This is a genomic window from Enterovibrio makurazakiensis (genome assembly GCF_050336585.1).
Lineage (GTDB): Bacteria > Pseudomonadota > Gammaproteobacteria > Enterobacterales > Vibrionaceae > Enterovibrio > Enterovibrio gelatinilyticus.
The window spans coordinates 173,470-193,084 of the sequence record NZ_JAKJSE010000011.1 but is presented as its reverse complement, the minus strand read 5'-3'; the positions used below and the strand labels follow the sequence as shown (position 1 = coordinate 193,084).

The following is a 19,615-nucleotide window of genomic DNA, read 5'->3' as shown; positions in this document are numbered from 1 at the left end:
CATGATATTATTGCTTATAACAATACATTTATGTGTATCTAGAATTTAATACACACCTCAAAGATTGTCTTGAATTTAATACCAATCAAATTTACTACACACGCATACAAGAATTAATTTAAATTTGTGCTTAAATTAATCCATTAAATTATCCTCACGCATTTATAACGTATCGAGATAACACTCAATAGTTATAAATCAATGTTATAACAGCCAAGGATGAATTCAATGCGCAGTATGAGATTACCGAAATTACAATTCCACTTGCTACTACCTACAGTATTACTCGGTTTGGTTGCATGTTCTGATAACAACTCTACAACCGCTTCATCGCCATCATCGCCATCCCCGACGCCAACAAGTTCTGTATCAGGGACGGTAACAGCGCCGAGTGGTGTGGTTGTGAACTTTAGCCAACCCACGTTGTTTCAACTGTTTTTCCCCCCAGCGTATGCCGCCATTATTGGGCTTGAGCCTGTCTCGAATGCGACCGTTGAATTGATTCGCATTGATGATGATGGGAATCAAGTTGGAGAGGTCATTGCGTCAGCTCCCACCAGTATCACTGGCGAATACAACATAACTTTGCCTTCAGGGGTTAGCCTCGCAGGGAATCTGGTGGTTAGAATTCGTGGTGCAAATACAAATATGAATGCGATAGCCCTTGACCAAAAGGTCAATATTGATCCGGGCAGCCACTATATTTATCAGAATTTAGTTGATTCAGACTTGGTCATGGCGGATCTCGCGGCTAATCATATTGTTACGCTCCGTGGAGTGATCGATGAATTAGATTTAACTGCGGGCACCGATTTAACCGAGACCTTGGCGGCGCTTGATGCTGTTGCTGGTTTTAGAATGAAACAAGAGGTTGCTGTGTTAGCAACTACACCAGGCGATGCCGCTATTTTTGAAGGCTCATGGCGCAATGGTATTTTTGAAATGGCACTTCACGATCACGATGATGGAACGTCTAGCTCCTTCTATACGTCGATGGAGATAGGAGTATTGGATATTGAATCTGACAGCTCTGACAACCTTTCTATTACGCTTGCATCCTATGAATACAACAATGGTATTTTGGGTTTTTATCAAAGTGGCGAAGCAATCGATTCATGGTTGTTTACTGCAACTGAGTTTACGAGCACGCCTGAGGCACCAGAGGTTGTTGATGTGGAAGTCACATCCGATGGAACATTGATTGAAAGGCTAAGCCTTGACGAGCATTTGAGCTACGACAATGGCGATGGCCCTGAATTTGGGTTTCGCACATTGCCGTCCACATTCATACTTGCCCCCGGTGGTAGCGATGATGTGAAAGTGGGCATTAATCAAGAGGTTGGTTTACGTTTTCTCACTGTGGACACTGATAACGATGGTAAGTTTGATGCCGTTGACCCAAACCAAAAAGTTGGGGATGAACCTAGTTTGACGTTTGATTTGTTTGTTAAAAACGGGAATGGAATGTCCAATAGCATATTGGATGGCAATATCGGCCTTGTCGAATTTGAGCTATTACTAGATTCAAATAATGCAAAAACAGAAGTCGCAACGGAATCAAGCATTCTATCTTTTGACGGCACAGACGCGTTCTCGACACTTGAAGGCTCTGAAAAACTGGCGGAAATTGTGAGAACGCCAACTTCGGTTGCATTTTCTGACACGCTCTCAGGAGATGATGTTTCAGGTACATATGGCGTGAGCGACAATGGGCAATTAACGCTTTCAATTGACGAAGGCGATGACAACATAACGATAAATGGATTTGTGTCGGGGTCCGGTGATTTGCTAGTAGCATCTCTCGTAGAAAGAACCGAGGTAGCTTCGCCACAGCCAGAAGACCCCCCTCAGGTTGTAGAATATATCCAGTGGCTCTCTATGGGTATTGGACTTGGTGATACCCCACCATCTGTTGCTGGCGTAAAATACAAACTGTACCCCATGGAACTTGGGTTTACAGAAAATGGCGGTACGGATGTACTAACATTCTCTCATCCCGGCACACTGACGTTTAGTGAATCAGGAACACAAGCAACGCTGATTGGGCAAACGCTCGGTATCACACGCCACGCAGCATTAGGACAAGTGCTTCCTCCCGAAGAGGAACAAGAAACTATTCAAATGACTGCGAACGTTAACCCAGATAGTAGTGTAACCCTCGAGGAAGACGATGGGTCATTAGAGGTCACATTGGATGGATTTGTCTCTGCCGATGGGTCGAGAATGCTGTTGTCACTGAAAGCGATTGAAGATGATAGAACACCTGATGCCTATCATGGTTTGGGTTTTGTATTTGCCGTAAAAGAGGACTAAATGTCAACTCGACAACTTTCCTGTATAGGAGTGAGTTGGTTCTTTCTAAATCAACAAACCAAGTAAGCGAACTGCCGCTGGACAATAGGTTCAGCGGCAGTTTCGTCGTTATGTCATAGAGGTTGAAAAATGCCTGAACAGCAAACTCAATCTGCGCATACAAAGTACCGAGATATCAGTTCAGTGCCCCAAGGGTTTCAGCCACCATATCTATGTTTCCTAGCCCCTCAGATGGCAGGTAACCGCTACCAGAAAAGCCTGTAAAGGCACTGCGATCTGAGCCGATGAGTTTGTTAATCGTGGTACCTTCATTCGTCACTACAAACACATCTGGCCCTGCGGTGTCTGTAAAGGTTTGATCAATCACTTCATTACTCAAAGCCGTTACGCGATTACTGCCATCAACAGACCACCAATTGGCAATGAAGTCAGCGCCACCGACATGACACTCTGCTGTTGCTTCCACAACATCGCCAGTAATGCCTAAGGCGTAATCACTATCACCCGGAACGTGAACCTTCAGGTTTGCTGTACTGCATGTATTGGGGTCATTATCCGTGAGCACATTAACAATGCCTTCATTCAAGGCAATATTTTGTAAACCCGCACGTTTCATAGCACCGAAGTAAGCGGGTGATGATGTTTGATAGCTAAGCGTGTAGATGTTGAAATCTGCGCCATTTACGCTGTCATTGGAATAGGTGGTTGCTGGCAAGTTCGCGACATTGATAGGTGTACCAACGTGTACAAACGCAACGTTGTTATCTGTGCTCACCGTGTCTTTTGCATCAGTCACTTGAATAGCTTCACACGCGAGCGAACGCACAATCAACATACCGACATCATCCGAACCGTCGAACACAAAACCCATGTCTGTCAGGCTGTTCACCGCCACCCCTTCTGGCACTTGTGCTTGCAAGTCGGCTTTTGCTGCCACAATACCACCTGCAATTTCACGACAGTTCGAGAAGTCGACGTCTGAATTAGTCAAGGGGGCTAGATTTGTGTAGCAGGCGGATAGGCCTAAACATAACGCACCCGCAAGGGCGATACGCGGATTACGAAATGTGTTGGTCAATACGTTATTCGTGCTGTTTTCTGTTTTCGTGTCCATGAAATGACTCCAGTTACATAATCTAAAAATGACATTACGAGAGATAAGCGCCCATTAAAGGGAGGACAGCTGCTGCCCAGTCACGAAGTCAAAGGAGGCTAGTACCAGCTGGTAAACGGTGTCCACTTCAGTGTCTGAGGTGGGGGTATAGATCATCACAAATCCTTCCCAGCCCAATCTCTTGTTCGCCCAAGGATGAGGAGTAGCCCATCCTGCTTTTACTGCTTTAACGGCTAGCGCGGGTGATAAAGAGGCATGCAAACTGCCATCTGGGTGCATGTGGGCGAATTCGCGACCACCCACAATGGATTGTGGGTTTGTCAGCGATACATCTTCTTCAATCCAGAACCCCTTTGTCCCTGACATTGAAATCACGGTTTCTCGGATATCCACACCAGGAATGCGTGACACGCGAGCCATGAGATCTCGCAAGTGAGCAGGGTTAGATTCCCCGCCCAATTGAACATGCGGTACGCCATCTGTGGTGGCTGGAACAGGGCTTGTTCTTATTGGCAATGGCTCAAATTCAGTCGCGAGTGTTGTCTGTGTAGCAATGCTCGAGAAAAAAAATGCAGCGATAAGCAGCGGTGTGCGCGTTAATGTCATGGTGTCTTCCTTCCACATTGAGTCTCGCCAACTCGGCTAAGGACAAAACTACAGCAATCCCATTGGTTCTGTTATCCTGAGTAATTAGAAGTCATAATTCCGGATAACAGAACAATGATTGATTACCTAAAACATATGGCGATATTTGCACGCGTTGTGGACGAAGGTTCTTTCCGCGCTGCAGCAAAAGATCTGAACTTGGCGCCTTCTCGAGTTAGCCAAGCTGTATCTGATCTTGAGGACCATTTGGGTATCACCTTGATCTATCGCACCACGCGTAAACTCGCGCTAAGTAATGAAGGGCGAATGTTTTATCCGCGTGTTGTCGAAATGCTACGCAACGCTGAAATGGGTTTGGATGAATTGAATGCCTTATCTGTCGAACCGGTCGGCACCTTAAGCCTCTCCTTACCTGCCTACATGGCCTCCTCCCGCCTCTCTACGATCCTTGTGGAATTCATGCGCGAATATCCGCGAGTCTCTTTGTCCATTTCATATACCGATCATCCGGTTGGGCTATTAGAAAGTGGCTTTGATCTGAATATTCGTATGGGCTGGTTAGACGACAGTTCCATGGTGGCGCGAAAACTGGGGGAATATCGACGGGTATTGGTGGCAGGCGCGGACTACGTGGCTTCGCGTCCAAGCCCCATTACGCTCGACGATGTTCAGTCGTGGGATTGGATCAGTTACAAGCAGCGAAATGAGAACATTGAATTCACCGCGAATGACGAAAAACGTGTCATTCCCTTTAATAACTATCGCCTACAAGTCGACAGTATTAATGCCCTGCTTCATTTTGTGCAGCAAAATATTGGTGTCAGTGTCTTGCCGTGGCACCTTGCAGAAGAAGGCGTGAAGTCAGGAAAACTTATCCATCTGCTGCCTGAGTGGTCACTGGCTCCTTTGGGCTGTTACGCTGTGTGGCCCGATAAATCACGCAGAGCAAACCTCACGTTATTGCTCGCTCGCTTTTTGGCTGAGAAAGAACAGTACTATTCCGTTGCAATACCGCGTTAATCGCCTGTTAAAGCCAGATCACATAAACCATTAAAATAACGGGATTTTCACGCTACAGAAACTACGTAATTCTTACTGGGTGAAAATGAGGCTTCGAAAGAAACAATCAATCACTTACTGTGTAAAAATCAAAACCATTACGTAGAAATACGGAGATTTTGCGCCACCCGCACCCTCTCTTTTTTCGTGCTACGTGCGAAATAACACGGCTATTTTGTTAACAAGATGTTTCGCATTCTTGGGGTCGAACACAACGATCAAAAGGATGTGAATCATGGTCACTGTTACCTCAACCGCGAAAAAAGTGCTGCTCTTGCTCGGCACTGTCACACTGCTTACCACGGCAAGTTTTTCTTCTTATGCTGCCGACAAGGTTTACCGCTTAAAGCTCGCGGAAACCTGGGGGCCAAACTTCCCCATTTTCGGTGATGCCACCAAGAACATGGCGGCAATGGCAGAGAAGATGTCGAACGGTCGTCTTCAAATCCGTATCGACTCATCAAACAAGCACAAAGCGCCGTTTGGTGTGTTTGACATGGTAAAAGCGGGTCAGTACGACATGGGACATTCCGCCTCTTACTACTGGAAAGGCAAAGTCCCGAACACCTTGTATTTCACCACAATGCCATTCGGCATGGTCGCCTCTGAACAATACGCATGGTTCTACCACGGCGGCGGCATGGAATTAATGGAAGAGGTGTACTCCCCACACAACTTACTGTCATTCCCAGGCGGTAATACTGGCGTGCAAATGGGCGGTTGGTTTCAAAAAGAAATCAATAGTGTTGACGACCTGAACGGCTTGAAAATGCGCATTCCCGGCTTTGCGGGCGAAGTGCTTGCCAAGCTAGGCGCAAGCCCAACCAACATTGCGCCGGGCGAGCTCTACACAGCGCTAGAACGCCGCACGATTGATGCTCTTGAGTGGGTTGGCCCTGGCCTTGATTTGCGCATGGGTTTCCACAAAGTTGCCCCCCTTTACTACACAGGTTGGCATGAGCCAGCAACGGAATTACAGTTCCTGTTCAACAAACGTAGCTGGGACAGACTGCCAGAAGATCTGCAAGAAATACTGCGCGTTGCCATGCGCACTGCCTCTTACGACATGTATATCCAAAACGCCCATGCCAGTGCAGAAGCGTGGGAAACCATGTTGAATGAGTACCCAGATATCCAAGTGAAGCAGTTCCCAGAATCTGTGCTTACTGCGATGAAAACCGCCAACGATGCCTTGCTCGCTGAACATGCAGCGAACGACGCACAAGCCAAGAAAATTCTCGATTCACAAGCGGAATACCTCAAGAAAGCCCGCCGCTGGACCACGATTTCAGACAAGGCATACCTCAACAGTCAGCAGACCGCTGAGTAGCCTTTTGCGCCGAGCAATTGTTCGGCGCCTTTTTCGTTTTGCTTGAACAGGATGTCTTATGCAAAGCCTGATAGTTCTGGAACGGCTCATAAACCGCATCGCCGACGCGCTCGGTTGGATAGCCAGTTCCTTATTTCTCTTATTGATGCTCAATGTATTTTACAACGTGGTAATGCGTTACGCCTTCGACAGCGTGTCTATCGCACTGCAAGAAATGGAATGGCATTTGTTTTCTGCCGTCTTTTTATTGGGCGTGCCTTACGCCGTGAAAGCAGGCGGACACGTGCGCATTGATGTGCTGTATGAACGCTGGAGTGAAAAAACGCAGGCACTTGTTGACCTACTCGGTTGTGTCCTTTTCCTGATGCCGTTTGCGGTTCTCATCGTTTATTTCGGTATCGACTTCGCCAATGAATCTTTACAACTTGGCGAAAGCAGTGGCGACCCCGGTGGTTTGCCGCATCGCTGGATCATCAAAGCCATGATCCCGCTTTCCTTCTTCTTTATCGCCGTCACCGGGTTGGGGTTAATCCTTAACGCCCTCTCGCGTCTTCTTCGCCCAGCCGTATCAGGGAGTCTCCAATGATTGGCATTATCATGTTTGTTGTCGCCCTGTTTGCCTTGCTGATCGGCTTTCCTGTTGCCTTTACCTTCGGTGGCATTGCGTTGCTGTTCGGTGTGTCGGCAGAAGGTCTCGATATCTTCGCGTTCATGCCGTTTCGGATCATGAGCATCATGCAAAACACCGTGCTCATGGCGGTGCCGCTGTTTGTATTTATGGGCCTCGTGCTACAAAAAACACGCCTTGCCGAGCAATTGCTTGAAGCCATGGCGCGCTTGTTTGGTGGCGTGCGCGGTGGGCTTGCCATTTCAACGGTGTTAGTGGGCAGTTTGCTCGCGGCATCAACCGGCGTGGTGGGCGCATCTGTCGTGGCAATGGGCTTAATTTCATTGCCTGTCATGCTCAAGTACCAATACGACAAAGGCCTCGCCTGCGGCACCATCTGTGCGTCCGGCACCTTGGGGCAGATCATTCCTCCATCTATCGTGCTCATCCTGCTTGGCGATGTGCTCGGCATTCCCGTCGGCGATTTGTTCCAAGCAGCCGTTTGGCCGGGTTTAATGCTGGTCGGCGCATACATTCTCTACATCCTCTATTTCGCCTTTCGCCACCCTGAAGCCGCGCAAGCCATGGAGCCCGTTGAAGGCCAATCACGCAAAGAAGAAATCATCGAAGCCTTGAAAGCGGTCATTCCGCCGCTGGCACTGATCATCGTGGTGCTGGGTTCAATTTTCGCGGGCATTGCGACACCAACAGAGTCTGCTGCTTTGGGCGGCATTGGCGCGATCCTTCTGTCACTGATCTATCGCCAGTTTTCTTGGAAACTGCTGTATGACAGCGCCTTTGAAACCGTCAAAGTCACCGCCATGGTGTTCGGTATTTTGCTGGGTGCGACCGCCTTTTCCATGGCGTTCACCTACACGGGCGGCGACTATTTGGTTGAAGAGTGGATGCTGGCGCTGCCGGGTGAAAAATGGGGATTTTTGATCATCACCATGCTCGTGATTTTGCTGTTGGGCTTCTTTATCGACTTCGTTGAAATCTGTTTCATCATTGTGCCGATCCTTGCCCCTGTTGCGGAGCTGATGGGCATCAACATGACGTGGTTTGCGATTTTGATTGCGATGAACTTACAGTCTTCCTTCTTAACGCCGCCGTTCGGGTTCAGCTTGTTCTACCTCAAAGGCTGTGCCCCTGATGGGATAACAACGCGGGACATTTACCGCGGTGTCATGCCCTTTATCTTTATCCAAGTGGCGGTGCTTGCCAGTATTTTGCTCTTGCCAGAACTGTATGGGTTTTGATGTTGGAGACGAGCTAAACCCTTCGCGAGTATCGCCTATGGCTTGACGAATATTGGTAATTCTTGCAACAGTTTGTGGCGGCTTTATACAAGGCAGAGGCTTCGAAGTGTAGTTGGCCTACATGAGAAGCCGATAACGCAGTAGAAAATCGCCACAAACGCTACAAAAAGGGTTCTACACTGAGGGGAGTCATGGTGGTCACGCAGGGAGAGCAGTGGATGACACTCAAACTTAAAATCATTTTACTGACGGTGATCCCGCTGATTGTCATCAGTTACATGATTGGCTGGATCACCATTCAGCAAGCGGAGTCATTGGGAGTGAAAGAAGTTTCCACCTTTCGCGCCAGCATGCTCTCCTCCCGTGAGCAATCGATCAAAGATTACGTGAACCTCGCGACACAAAGCATCAAGCACATATACGATAACGCCGATGCGAATGACGCTGAGGCCAAGCTGCAGGTGCTAGAGATCTTGCGCGAGATGCGTTACAGCGATGACGGCTACTTCTTTGTTTACGATGAAAACGGCTACAACCTTGTTCACCCCATCATGCCGGAGCTTGAAGGCCAAAACCTCATTGGCCTTCAAGATTCAAACGGAGATTTTCTGATCCAAAACCTGATTGCCTCCGCCAAAGCAGGTGGCGGTTTTCATGAGTACCTTTGGCACAAACCGTCTACCGATGAAATCGTGCCCAAGCTCAGCTATTCCGTGTGGTTGCCGAAATGGAAATGGATGGTCGGTTCCGGCTTGTACATTGAAGACATTGGTCATCAAATTGAAGAGGTGAAAACCTCGGTACAAACCAGCATCAACACGACATATCTCGCCATCATTGTGGTACTCATTACCTCCGTGGTGATCATGATCGTGATAGCGTTGGCGGTGAACCTGCACGAGCACCGCATTGCCGATGCTCGACTCAGAGAACTCGCCTACCGCACTGTCATGATGCAAGAAGACGAGAAAAAGCACCTCTCACGAGAACTGCACGATGGCATTAATCAGCTATTGGTGTCCGCCAAATGTCATCTAGAATTGCTCGCCAAAAGCGTGCTCTATCGAAGCGAGGAAAGCGAACTGACCCATCTTCAAAAGAGTGAACGCTCGTTAGTTATGGCCATCGGTGAAGTACGCAGAATGTCTCGTACCCTTCGCCCGACAACGCTCGATGACATCGGTTTGACCGCCGCGTTAGAAAGCCTTGCCGCTGACTTCGCGTCTGCCACCAATATTCAAGTCGAACCTCACCTCGCCCCCATTGATGCAACCCTACCCCCGGATGTGGTCACCACCTTGTATCGCGTGGTGCAAGAATCCTTGGTGAACGTTGAAAAACACAGCGGTAGCTCTCTCGTTGAGCTTGAAGTCACCCAGCTTGGTGAGCGACTTCAACTCATTATTCGAGACAACGGTATCGGCTTTAAAGTGTCAGACGCACTCAAAGGACGCGGCATTGGTTTACGCAACATGCGAGAGCGCATCGAGTTCATTGGGGGTGATCTGGAAATCAGTTCTAGCACCGCAAACGGCACCGAAATCATGGTGTTGTTAGACTTATCAGCAATCACCAAAGACGTGTAATCAGAAACGTTACAGGATCTCGACGTTCAATGACTTACAGGAGTAGACAGGCCATGATCCAAGGCACGGACGACATTCGCGTATTACTGGTTGACGATCACCGCGTCGTCATCGAAGGCTTTATCGCAAGGCTGGAAAGCGAACCGGGCATTGCTGTCGTCGGCACCGCCAACAATGGCGTTGAAGCCCTCGAACAAGCCAAACTGCTTGACCCTGATGTTGTGCTCATGGACATCACTATGCCGATCCTCAATGGCCTAGAGGCCACCGCCTTGTTCAAGCAAGAACACCCCAACACCAAAATCCTCATGCTCACCATGCACGACAACCGCGAATACATTCTGGAAGTGATGCAATGCGGTGCGTCCGGCTACATTCTAAAAGATGTCTCGGCAGAAGAGATGGTCAAAGCCATTGAAACCGTGCATTCCGGCGCAAGCTACTTCTGCCAATCCGCCAGCAAAGCCCTGTTCAACGCCCCAGAAGAGAGCCCAGTAAAAACCACCACAAAATCTGTTCTCAGCCGCCGGGAAATCACCGTACTCCTACTCGTCACCGAAGGGAAAAGCAGCAAACACATCGCCCAAGAACTCGACATCAGCGTCAGAACCGTCGAAACCCACCGCCAAAACATCAAACACAAACTCGACATTACCTCCACCGCCGAAATGATCACTTACGCCGTGCAAGCGGGGCTGATTGATGGGAATAAGTGATGGGACTAAGTAGTGAATCTCAGTAACGGAGATAAATAACGGGAATAAATGAATGAGCTAGAAGGAAAATGTTTATAGCTCCGACTTGTTTTTTGAGATGTTAATATTAAACTTATTTTTCTTCATTCGGATGATTACTCTACCAAGCATCAAGTAACTCTCGTCCAAAAGTTACCTCCGTTTGTATATGCATCTACAAAAGAAATACAGCCAACTAAAAGCGAATGACATTTAACCATCTGGTGATTTTTTTGTTCCCCAAAAGAGATGGAAACACCGACTAAGAGCAACGGATACGACTCCATTAATATCAATAGACCACTTAGGCAATCAGATATAGCCATCTCTTGCATTATCTACTCTGAAATGTCTAACCAAACTGACCTGATCGTAAGTTTTGTCCATCCATTAAATCTTCTTGCTCATTATTCTCGGTCGCCCGAGCATACCAGCAATCAACTGACGCAAAAATGGGCTGCCAATATTGCAGCCCATTCCGTTTGACGCTTATTGTGTTACCTCGCTATCTGGTTTATTTCGTTGCATGCGTCATCGCATGCTGCATAAACAAACTGGTTTCGCAGACATCACCTTCTGCATGGTGGTGACCATGACTCGCGTGGCTATTGAGTGTGTTCATGACAAATTTGTTGTTGTCCGTTAATTGCATACCTGCATTGTCCACATCAATGTTCGCAACAACACCTCGATAAACCGTTGCTTCAACGCCAATGTCATTAATCAATTCTGGTTTTACTGTGTATGGGCTTTCACTCAAGATAGTGAAATCTGCATACTTACCAATGTCGATACTACCAACTTCATTTTCCAATCGCGCCGTATACGCTGCATCAATCGTGATGGCTCGCATTGCTTCATCAACGGTAATGCGCTCTTCTGGGCCCATTACCTTCTCACCAGAAAGGCCAATGCGATTCACCGCCGCCCACATCAAGGTTAACGGCTGTGCAGGTGCCATAGGGGCATCTGAATGAAGAGATAACACACCACCTGCATCAATAAATGAACGCCCTCTCGCCATCACTTCTGCTCGCTCTTTCCCGACACCTTGTTCGGCGTACAACTCAGCTAACACATGAGTGTAATAAGGGTTAACGCTGAAATTAACTCCCGCATCAACCGCTCGTGGAATATCGTCTTTGTCCGTAATACCTAAGTGGTGAAAACCCGTTCGGTGATCGACTCTTGGCGTTTCATCATTCAAGCCCTGCACAATATCGAGCGCACTTTCGAACCCTAAATCACCGTTTGCGTGGATCACAATGGTGTAATCATCATTCCAATAAGGACGCATGCTGGCTTCTAAGTCGTCTGGCGTTTGCAGCCATTCACCGTGGTGACCATCTATGTATCCATCTTTAAGTTGCATCAACTGGCTATACATCGCGCCATCAGAAAACAGTTTGATGGTTTTTGGCATCCAACGGATCTGCGCATTTTCTGCGTAAGTTTGCGTTTGATGTTCAGCGATGGCTTTCCCTTTATCTGGATCATCTCCCCCCATGGTATAAGTGAAGTTACCAGCTGGAATTAGCCAATAATCCATTGGGAAGTCGTCTTCCATCAGTATATTAACCATTTTTTCATACATCTCTGGGCTCGCAATCACGCCCGGGTCAATCGCTGTTGTAATACCACCAGAATGCACATAGTCTCTCGTGCGTTCCATGCCTGTCGCGAACCGTCCACTTTCAAACAAATACGTCAACACATCGTTCAATACAATCTTGCCGCCGTTTTCATACGCATGGCCTTTTGCCCAATCTAATTGGTCGTAACCACGTGTATCACCCGTCCAATCAGCTTCCGTCCAACCGAACATCTCAAGCGCGGCATCGTTAAAATAAAGCTCATGGAAACTGCGATGCCATACAATAATTGGACGCGTATCGGAAATGTCGTTGAGCATGGATTTACTCATTTCATTGCCGTGGAAGTAATTGTGATACCCCCATGTCAGCAACACTTCGTTGTCATCCAACGAAGCTTCAAGCTTTTCAAGAGCAGAAAAATACGCATCAGCACTCTGAACGCCCTCAACATCGCCCCACGGGAATTTCCAATCGCCTGGAGTTATAAAATCAGCGCCTAGCAAAATACCACTCATCCATAAATGGATATGTGGTTCTACGAACCCAGGAGTGATAACACTGCTTTCAAATTGACGATCAATCGTCAGATCGGGGTGCACGCTATATCGTTCAATCAGCGTATTCTTTTCACCCAAATCAAGGATTTTCCCATTTTGAACGGCTATCGCCGTGGTATTTTCCGGCGCGACATCAGACAAGGTGATGATGTCATTCGACACATAGATAGTGATAGGGCTAGCAAGCACGGCGTCGGCCAAATCAACCGTTTGAGAAGGTGCTCCTTCACGGGAGCAACCCACCGCTACCAGTGCCACTATTGCTGCAATTGCTGAGGTTTTAAAAGTGTTCATGGGAGTACCTTTCTCTGACATGTTGAGTCTACCGACCCGTTCAAGCAAATTGCGATACATCTTTTTTGATACTTGTATCTGCTTTTCGCTGTTCATTTTTATGTTTTCGACATGAACACTTTACTGACGTTTTAACGTTCTTAATAATGCATTTTGCGGGGTGAATTCAAACATTATTGAGGTAAGACTATGTTCTCTTACGAACACTTAGCGTCTTTCTGCGCAACAGTGGAAGAGCAAAGTTACAGCAAAGCGGCGAGAAAACTTAAAAAGGATCGAACGACAATTCGAGAACAAATCAAAGCGCTTGAAGACAGTTATGCGATTGAACTGTTCTGTATTGAAGGAAAGAAAGCAGTCGTCACGACCGCCGGAGAAGCCATATATAGACAAGCCAAACTATTGGTTAAAAACAGCGAGCGCCTCAACACTCGTTTGCTCAAAAGCTACCTCGACCCCATCACCTACCTTGATATCTTCCATGACTCTCTTGTCCCAATCTCTATGATAACCAGCGTTGATGCATTTTTGGCAGAGCACTTTCCCTACGTAAAGGTGAACTGGCTTCATCGCGCACGTGATGAAGCTCTTCACAACGTGTCTTCAGGAACTAATCAGGTAGCAATTTTACAATATCGGATGGTGAATGACTCGGATTACCCGCTGGGGTATATCAACCTGATACACGACAAGGTGAATGTGTATTGTGGAAAACACCATACACTCGCCAACATGGAGATGGTGACAGCCGCAGATCTGCAACTTGAAAAGCAATATGTGAGTGAAAACTTACTTCAAACCATGCCAGAACTCTTTAATGTATCTCCCGACCTGAGAGTGGTCAGTAACAACGACATCCTGCTCGCGTTGTTGGAAAAAGATGGCTGGGCAGTGATCAGCGATAGTTTGGCAAAACCTATGATTGAATCTGGCAACTTAGTGCGCATTCAGCTTGAAGAGCTCACAACCTCTTTGACATTGGGTATCTCCTTCTTCTATCCCGAATCAAGAAAACAGACGGAGGAACTCAGCGCACTCTGCGCATTTCTCGTCGACTATGCGAAAAAGCATTTCTCTTGAATTGAAATCTTAAAATACACCCCTGTAGCCGTAAAAAAAGCCACCCAACCCATTCAAGGTAAAGTGGCTTTTTCATCAACAATGGCGGAATAGATAAAACAGCTTCAGCCTACCCCACTGCCGATGGGCAGTAAGTATTAATTACAGCGAAATAAACAAGCCTGCCAATGCAGCACTCATCAAGTTCGCCAAAGTCGCCGCGCCCACTGCACGGAAACCGAGAGTCGCCACATCATGACGACGTTCTGGTGCCATTGCTCCGATAGAACCCAACTGAATCGCAATTGAGCCAATGTTAGCAAAGCCACACAGCGCAAAGGTCACAATCACTTGGCTATGTGCGGAAAGCATTGATTTCACACTTTCAAAATCTAGGAAGGCCACAAATTCGTTCATGATGGTCTTCTGACCAATCAAGGAACCGACTGTCAGCACTTCGCTCATCGGAATGCCAATAACCAGTGCCAACGGCGCGAACAAGACACCGAAGATTCGTTGCAGCGTAATACCTTGATAACCAAACCACTCGCCGATGATTTCAAAGCCTGCGTTGAACATGGCTATCACACTGATAAATGCCACCAGCATCGCACCGACAGCAACCGCCACTTTCACGCCGTTCATCGCGCCAGATGCAAGTGCATCAATCGCGTTGGCATCTTCGCTTTTTTCTAGCTCGAAGTTGGATTGATCCATGGTTTGTTGACGCTCAGGCACCAGCATTTTTGCCATTAGCAAACCACCCGGTGCCGCCATAAAGCTTGCCGCAATCAAGTATTTCAGCTCAACACCCATTGCAGCGTAGCCACCCAATACCGAGCCAGCGACAGACGCCATACCGCCAACCAATACCGCGAACAGTTCTGAACGCGTCATCGATGATAGGAATGGGCGAACGACCAATGAAGCTTCACTCATGGACAGGAAAATGTTGCCGGTTGCAGCTACGGATTCAATTTTACTTGTGCCGAGAAGGCGATGAATCGCGCCACCCAAGACTTTGATCAACCATTGCATAATGCCGAGGTAGTAAAGCAATGACACCAATGCCGAGATGAAGATGATGAGAGGAAGAACGCGGATAGCGAAGATGAAATCGCCACTAGCAAGATTGCCGAACACAAAACCAATGCCTTGGTCAGCAAAAGAAAGGATAGATGAAACGCCGTTACTCAGAGCAACAAGCGCGGATTGTCCAAAAGGGATATAAAGAACGAGAGCAGCAAAACCGGCTTGAAGACCAAATGCACCCAAAACGGTGCGCCAATTGATATCACGACGACTTTCTGACAATAAGTACGCGCACGCTAATAGAGCCAATATACCGGCCAAACTTATGATGATTTGCATTATGTTACCTTGCTTTAGTATCTGGATTTAGGCGGGCGCTCTAATCCACACGCGTGCGAAGACAACACTATTGGCAGAACATGCTAAGTGGTTGTGCTTTACCATCACGGTGAATGAATAAGGCCCGTAAATGCTCACAGTTACGCTGGGCCCAGTTCCGTGGGGCAAGTATCCATTTAGCAGTCGATTGAAAGCTGGTTGAATCTACTTTTCGTTCATGAAAAGTAGCCTCTGTTACCGGTCGCGGAGTATATCCGCATCACATTTCCCCTGACAACCTGTTATTTTAGCAATGAGCCTGCAAATCTCCCTGTTTTCCTCATGGACTCTTTTAAAAACAAATTGCTAAGCGAAGATGATTTGTTTTTTTGTCATTGTATTTGCAAAATAGTTTGACCCGACCCGCAAACAATCTCTCGATTAAATGCGCACTGCACCAGCTAGCATAAGATTAATCATTAACAAAAAAATAACGGCACGCATTCCTAAAGGAACTCGATGGTGCCCATAGCGATTGCTGAATTTTAGGGAAGAAAATCTATGCCAACCGCTTATCAGGCCGACGTTCGCCCCATTACCGCCACCATTGATGGGAAAGGCCCCCATATCGTAACAAGCCTTTCAATGAGTGCTGAGATTTCAAACCACAGCACACTGAATGCCGCCCTCGTCTGCGAAGATCTTATCGCCGATAAATCGCTTGGAAAAGTACTTAAATTTGATATTAAAAGTCCGCAAGAAGACACGTCATTGCTCGGACTGATCACCACGATTTCGCTACAAGGTTACAGCGAAGAAAAAGAGCTTTACTACTACTCGCTAGAAGCGAAAGACCCGCTTTCACTGCTTGCTTATCGCCGAAATCGAAAAATTTTCCAAAGCATGACCAGCAAACAGATCATCGAGGATGTGCTCAATGAAGCTGGCATAAAAAGTAACGCCAAGATATCTGTTTCAGGCTCAGGGACAACGCACGAATATTGCACCCAAGCTGACGAAACAGATTTAGCGTTTATTCAGCGTTTAATGAGCTTCGAAGGCTGGCATTATCATTTTGACCATTCAAGCAGCAAGCCCATGATCACCGTGGGTGACAGCAACCAAACATTCAAGGCTATTGCTGACAGTACGTTCACGTACCAAACACCCAACCCGGATCCATCTCGGGAAGTCACCAGTTGGCTAACAACAACGCGTGTGAATACATCAACCATCTCTTTGGGCGATCACAGCGAAACCTTGGCGGAAGCCATTACCAGTGGAGATAAAAAAACCTCCAGCTCCGCGTTTGTCACTGGGCTTAGCCAATACCATTACGGACAAGGCTTCTCAGACAAAGCCGCCATACGTGATAGCGCCAAGCGTCAAATGGAAATTCACGACAGTGGTAAAATCGTTAGCTTTGCCGAATCCAAAGTTGCGACGTTAAGTGCAGGCAATAAATTTAAACTCACCCAACACCCGATCACCACCTGCAATCAAGAGTACGTAGTCATTTCAATTCACACCGAGTACGCGGGCGGTGAAAGTGGCAGGCCATTTGCGTGTTCAAACCGTTTTCAATGTATTCCTTCTGCGACACCATTCCGCCCTGCCTTTATCGACAAGCCACGCATACACAGTATTCATACTGCAACGGTCACTGGCCCAAGTAGTGAAGAGATCTACAAAGATAAATCGGGACAAGTGAAGGTTCAGTTTCACTGGGACACTGAAGGCAAAAACGACGAAAACACCTCTTGCTGGCTTCCCGTGGTTCAAGGTGCTGCGAGTAATGGCTTTGGTATGCAGTTCATTCCACGCATTGGTGATGAAGTGCTTATCAGCTATATCGAAGGTGACCCAGACAGACCCGTGGTATCAGGGTCAATTTATAACACCAAGAATATTCCGCCCTACTCCGCTGCGACACAAAGCGGCATCAAAACTCGTTCAACGCCAAAAGGCAGCAGCAAGAACGGCAACGAATTACGCTTCGAAGACAAGAAAGACAAGGAAGAAGTGTTCCTGCATGCAGAACGTGATTTTATGGTCGAAGTGCTAAATGACAGCACGCGTACCGTGACAGGCAAAGAAGCACTCACGGTCGAGAAAACCATCGACATCAGCAGCAAAGAAGCCTTTACCGCAAAAACCGACGACAAATATACGGCAAGTAGCAAAGCAGACATGGCCTTGTCTTCCGACAAAAATGTCAAAGTCGATGCAGGCAGTAATGCCGAAGTCTCAGCCACATCAAAAGTATCGGTAGACGGCCAAACCATCGAGATCAGCGGCAAGACCAAAATTTCTCTGTCAGTGGGCGCGTGTAAGCTGGAAATCAGCAACAGCGGTATCAAACTCGATGCGCCACAAATCAGTATCAATGGCAGCGGAAAAGCGGAACTAAAAGGAGCAATGGTGACCGTTGAAGGGTCAGGTAAAGCCGATATTAAAGGCGCAATGGTCAGCATTAATGGTAGCGCCATGGCAGAGGTCAAAGGCGGGGCTATGGTCCAAATTCAAGGCGCAATTACGAAGGTGAACTGATGAGTTTTGTAAAGATCCCACACCCGTTCGCACAAAACATACTGTGCCAATACGAACCGCAAGATGGCATCAAGCCACTCATTGAACCTGGCATGACCCCTGAGCAATTATTGAATCGCGCTCTGCAAGAGGGTTTGAACGCCGATGCCGTTATCTTCCTCGCCCACGGCTTACCCGTTCGCGAGGCCGTGTGGTGGGCTTGCTGCTGTGCAGGTACACGCCAAGATTGGGATGAAGCGCAACTTGATGCCATTCGCGCAGCCAAAGCCTGGGTGCATACGCCAGATGAAACCAGCCGCCGCTATGCAGAGTCCACAGCGAATGCAGCAACACTACAAAATGGCGCAGGTTGGGTCGCACAAGCGGTGTTTTGGAGTGGCGGCAGCATGACAGGTCCCACAGACCCTGTTGTTCCACCGCCTGAGTATTTGTACGCACAAGCTGTCGCTGGCTCTATTAACCTCACTGCCATTTTGCCAGACGGTGCAGAAGCAGACGCGCGATACAAACTGTTTATCGAAATGGGTTTAGACATTGCCAACGGCGGTAATGGAAACATAGGAAACGCAGCATGACATTACCTGCAGCCCGTGCTGGCGACATGCACGTTTGCCCAATGCAAACCCCAGCCGTACCGCCAATCCCGCATGTTGGAGGGCCAATATTGCCGATGCCTTGTACCGTGCTTATTGCCAACATGCCTGCAGCAACGGTCGGGCAAATGTGTACCTGTGTTGGTCCACCAGACACCATCACCAAAGGCAGTGCGACAGTATTATTTGGCAACCTCCCTGCAGCGAGAATGGGTGACATGACCGCGCATGGCGGCACGATCGTTGTAGGTATGCCCACCGTCTTGATTGGCGGTTAAGCAAAACGCATAATTGAAACCTGCTACTCAGTCACACGATCAATCGCGTACTTCATGAAACCAAGGATGAACCATGTCGTTATTTTCCGGCTTCGCGCTGTTTCTCGCCCTACTATTATCTGTGATCATTCCCGGACCAAGCGTGATGGCGGTGGTTTCAAGATCACTTTCCTTTGGCATGAAACAAGGCTTCATGGTTGTTCTCGGGGTGCTTGTCGCGGACTACATCTTCATTTGTCTGGCGCTATCGGGGTTATCTGCAGTGGCGACCGCCATGGGCGAGTTTTCAGTGTTTCTTAAATACGCTGGCGCGGCTTACTTGATTTGGCTAGCTTACAAGAGCTGGACATCACCGACGTCTGACAGTGACCTCACCGCACAAAAAGCATCGAAAGCCAAAGGGTCTTCCAGCTTTGCGATGGGCTTAGTGATCACTTTATCGAATCCAAAAGCCATCTTGTTTTACATGGGCTTCTTTCCCGCGTTCATTGATGTGCAAACCTTGTCAGCATCTGGCATTTTGGCCGTACTACTCCTATCAACCATCGCTGTTGGCGGCGTGTTAAGTGGCTATGCCATCTTGGGTGACAAAGCCACTCGCATCTTCAATGGTCAGAAAGCCAAAGCACGCATCAATAAAGTGTCAGGGGGTATTTTAGCCGCTTGTGGCGTTGTTCTAGCTATTAAAATATAAACATCCTGACTCACAGGGTTAGAACGAAAAAGCCGAG

General features: G+C 47.8%; 16 protein-coding genes. 12 read left to right on the top strand and 4 right to left on the bottom strand.

All coding sequences use genetic code 11. The features are described from left to right. The first annotated feature begins 228 nt into the window (after positions 1-228). Positions 229-2,313 carry a hypothetical protein gene (locus L4D06_RS09930; RefSeq protein ID WP_429739172.1) on the top strand — a complete coding sequence of 695 codons (2,085 nt, stop codon included), beginning with the start codon at positions 229-231 and terminating at the stop codon, positions 2,311-2,313. Positions 2,314-2,488: 175 nt separating this feature from the next. On the opposite strand, the gene L4D06_RS09925 is transcribed toward L4D06_RS09930, so the two are convergent. Beyond that, a complete protein-coding gene (locus tag L4D06_RS09925; protein WP_429739170.1) occupies positions 2,489-3,427 on the bottom strand; it encodes a hypothetical protein in 939 nt (312 codons plus the stop codon). A gap of 54 nt (positions 3,428-3,481) precedes the next feature. Continuing rightward, positions 3,482-4,033, bottom strand: coding sequence for a luciferase domain-containing protein (locus L4D06_RS09920; protein ID WP_429739168.1), 552 nt, complete (start codon positions 4,031-4,033; stop codon positions 3,482-3,484). Between the two features lie 114 nt (positions 4,034-4,147). Here L4D06_RS09920 and L4D06_RS09915 point away from each other — a divergent pair, with 114 nt between their 5' ends. The 6 genes from L4D06_RS09915 to L4D06_RS09890 all read left to right on the top strand — a co-directional run bounded on the left by L4D06_RS09915 (position 4,148) and on the right by L4D06_RS09890 (position 10,590). Further along, positions 4,148-5,053 carry a LysR family transcriptional regulator gene (locus tag L4D06_RS09915; RefSeq protein WP_429739166.1) on the top strand — a complete coding sequence of 302 codons (906 nt, stop codon included), beginning with the start codon at positions 4,148-4,150 and terminating at the stop codon, positions 5,051-5,053. A gap of 274 nt (positions 5,054-5,327) precedes the next feature. Next, a complete protein-coding gene (locus L4D06_RS09910) occupies positions 5,328-6,422 on the top strand; it encodes a TRAP transporter substrate-binding protein (protein WP_429739164.1) in 1,095 nt (364 codons plus the stop codon). A 58-nt stretch (positions 6,423-6,480) separates the two neighbouring features. Then, on the top strand, positions 6,481-7,008 hold the full coding sequence (locus tag L4D06_RS09905) for a TRAP transporter small permease subunit (protein ID WP_017007125.1): 528 nt from the start codon (positions 6,481-6,483) through the stop codon (positions 7,006-7,008). Next, a complete protein-coding gene (locus L4D06_RS09900) occupies positions 7,005-8,288 on the top strand; it encodes a TRAP transporter large permease (RefSeq protein ID WP_429739162.1) in 1,284 nt (427 codons plus the stop codon). The genes L4D06_RS09905 and L4D06_RS09900 overlap by 4 nt, the downstream gene beginning before the upstream one ends. A gap of 218 nt (positions 8,289-8,506) precedes the next feature. After that, the gene (locus tag L4D06_RS09895; protein WP_428257823.1) at positions 8,507-9,874 is read left to right on the top strand and encodes a cache domain-containing protein; all 1,368 of its coding nucleotides are present in this window, start codon (positions 8,507-8,509) and stop codon (positions 9,872-9,874) included. A 53-nt stretch (positions 9,875-9,927) separates the two neighbouring features. Further along, positions 9,928-10,590, top strand: a complete 663-nt coding sequence (locus L4D06_RS09890) for a response regulator transcription factor (protein WP_429739160.1) — start codon at positions 9,928-9,930, stop codon at positions 10,588-10,590. A gap of 532 nt (positions 10,591-11,122) precedes the next feature. Here the strand turns inward: L4D06_RS09890 and L4D06_RS09885 are convergent. Beyond that, positions 11,123-13,054 (bottom strand): amidohydrolase, encoded by a 1,932-nt coding sequence (locus tag L4D06_RS09885; RefSeq protein WP_429739158.1) that lies wholly within the window; start codon positions 13,052-13,054, stop codon positions 11,123-11,125. 189 nt (positions 13,055-13,243) lie between these two features. On the opposite strand from L4D06_RS09885, the gene L4D06_RS09880 reads away from it, so the two are divergent. Beyond that, on the top strand, positions 13,244-14,134 hold the full coding sequence (locus L4D06_RS09880; protein ID WP_429739156.1) for a LysR family transcriptional regulator: 891 nt from the start codon (positions 13,244-13,246) through the stop codon (positions 14,132-14,134). A 141-nt stretch (positions 14,135-14,275) separates the two neighbouring features. Here L4D06_RS09880 and L4D06_RS09875 read toward each other — a convergent pair whose 3' ends face one another. Then, positions 14,276-15,484, bottom strand: a complete 1,209-nt coding sequence (locus L4D06_RS09875; protein WP_429739155.1) for a NupC/NupG family nucleoside CNT transporter — start codon at positions 15,482-15,484, stop codon at positions 14,276-14,278. Between the two features lie 540 nt (positions 15,485-16,024). On the opposite strand from L4D06_RS09875, the gene L4D06_RS09870 reads away from it, so the two are divergent. From L4D06_RS09870 to L4D06_RS09855, 4 genes are all read left to right on the top strand, one after another. Further along, the gene (locus L4D06_RS09870; RefSeq protein ID WP_429739153.1) at positions 16,025-18,013 is read left to right on the top strand and encodes a type VI secretion system Vgr family protein; all 1,989 of its coding nucleotides are present in this window, start codon (positions 16,025-16,027) and stop codon (positions 18,011-18,013) included. Next, complete coding sequence (locus L4D06_RS09865) at positions 18,013-18,588, top strand: DUF6931 family protein (protein ID WP_429739152.1); 576 nt, start codon at positions 18,013-18,015, stop codon at positions 18,586-18,588. The genes L4D06_RS09870 and L4D06_RS09865 overlap by 1 nt, the downstream gene beginning before the upstream one ends. After that, positions 18,585-18,884, top strand: a complete 300-nt coding sequence (locus tag L4D06_RS09860) for a PAAR domain-containing protein (protein WP_028023329.1) — start codon at positions 18,585-18,587, stop codon at positions 18,882-18,884. The genes L4D06_RS09865 and L4D06_RS09860 overlap by 4 nt, the downstream gene beginning before the upstream one ends. Before the next feature lie 73 nt (positions 18,885-18,957). Next, a complete protein-coding gene (locus L4D06_RS09855) occupies positions 18,958-19,578 on the top strand; it encodes a LysE family translocator (RefSeq protein WP_429739149.1) in 621 nt (206 codons plus the stop codon). Positions 19,579-19,615 lie beyond the last annotated feature (37 nt).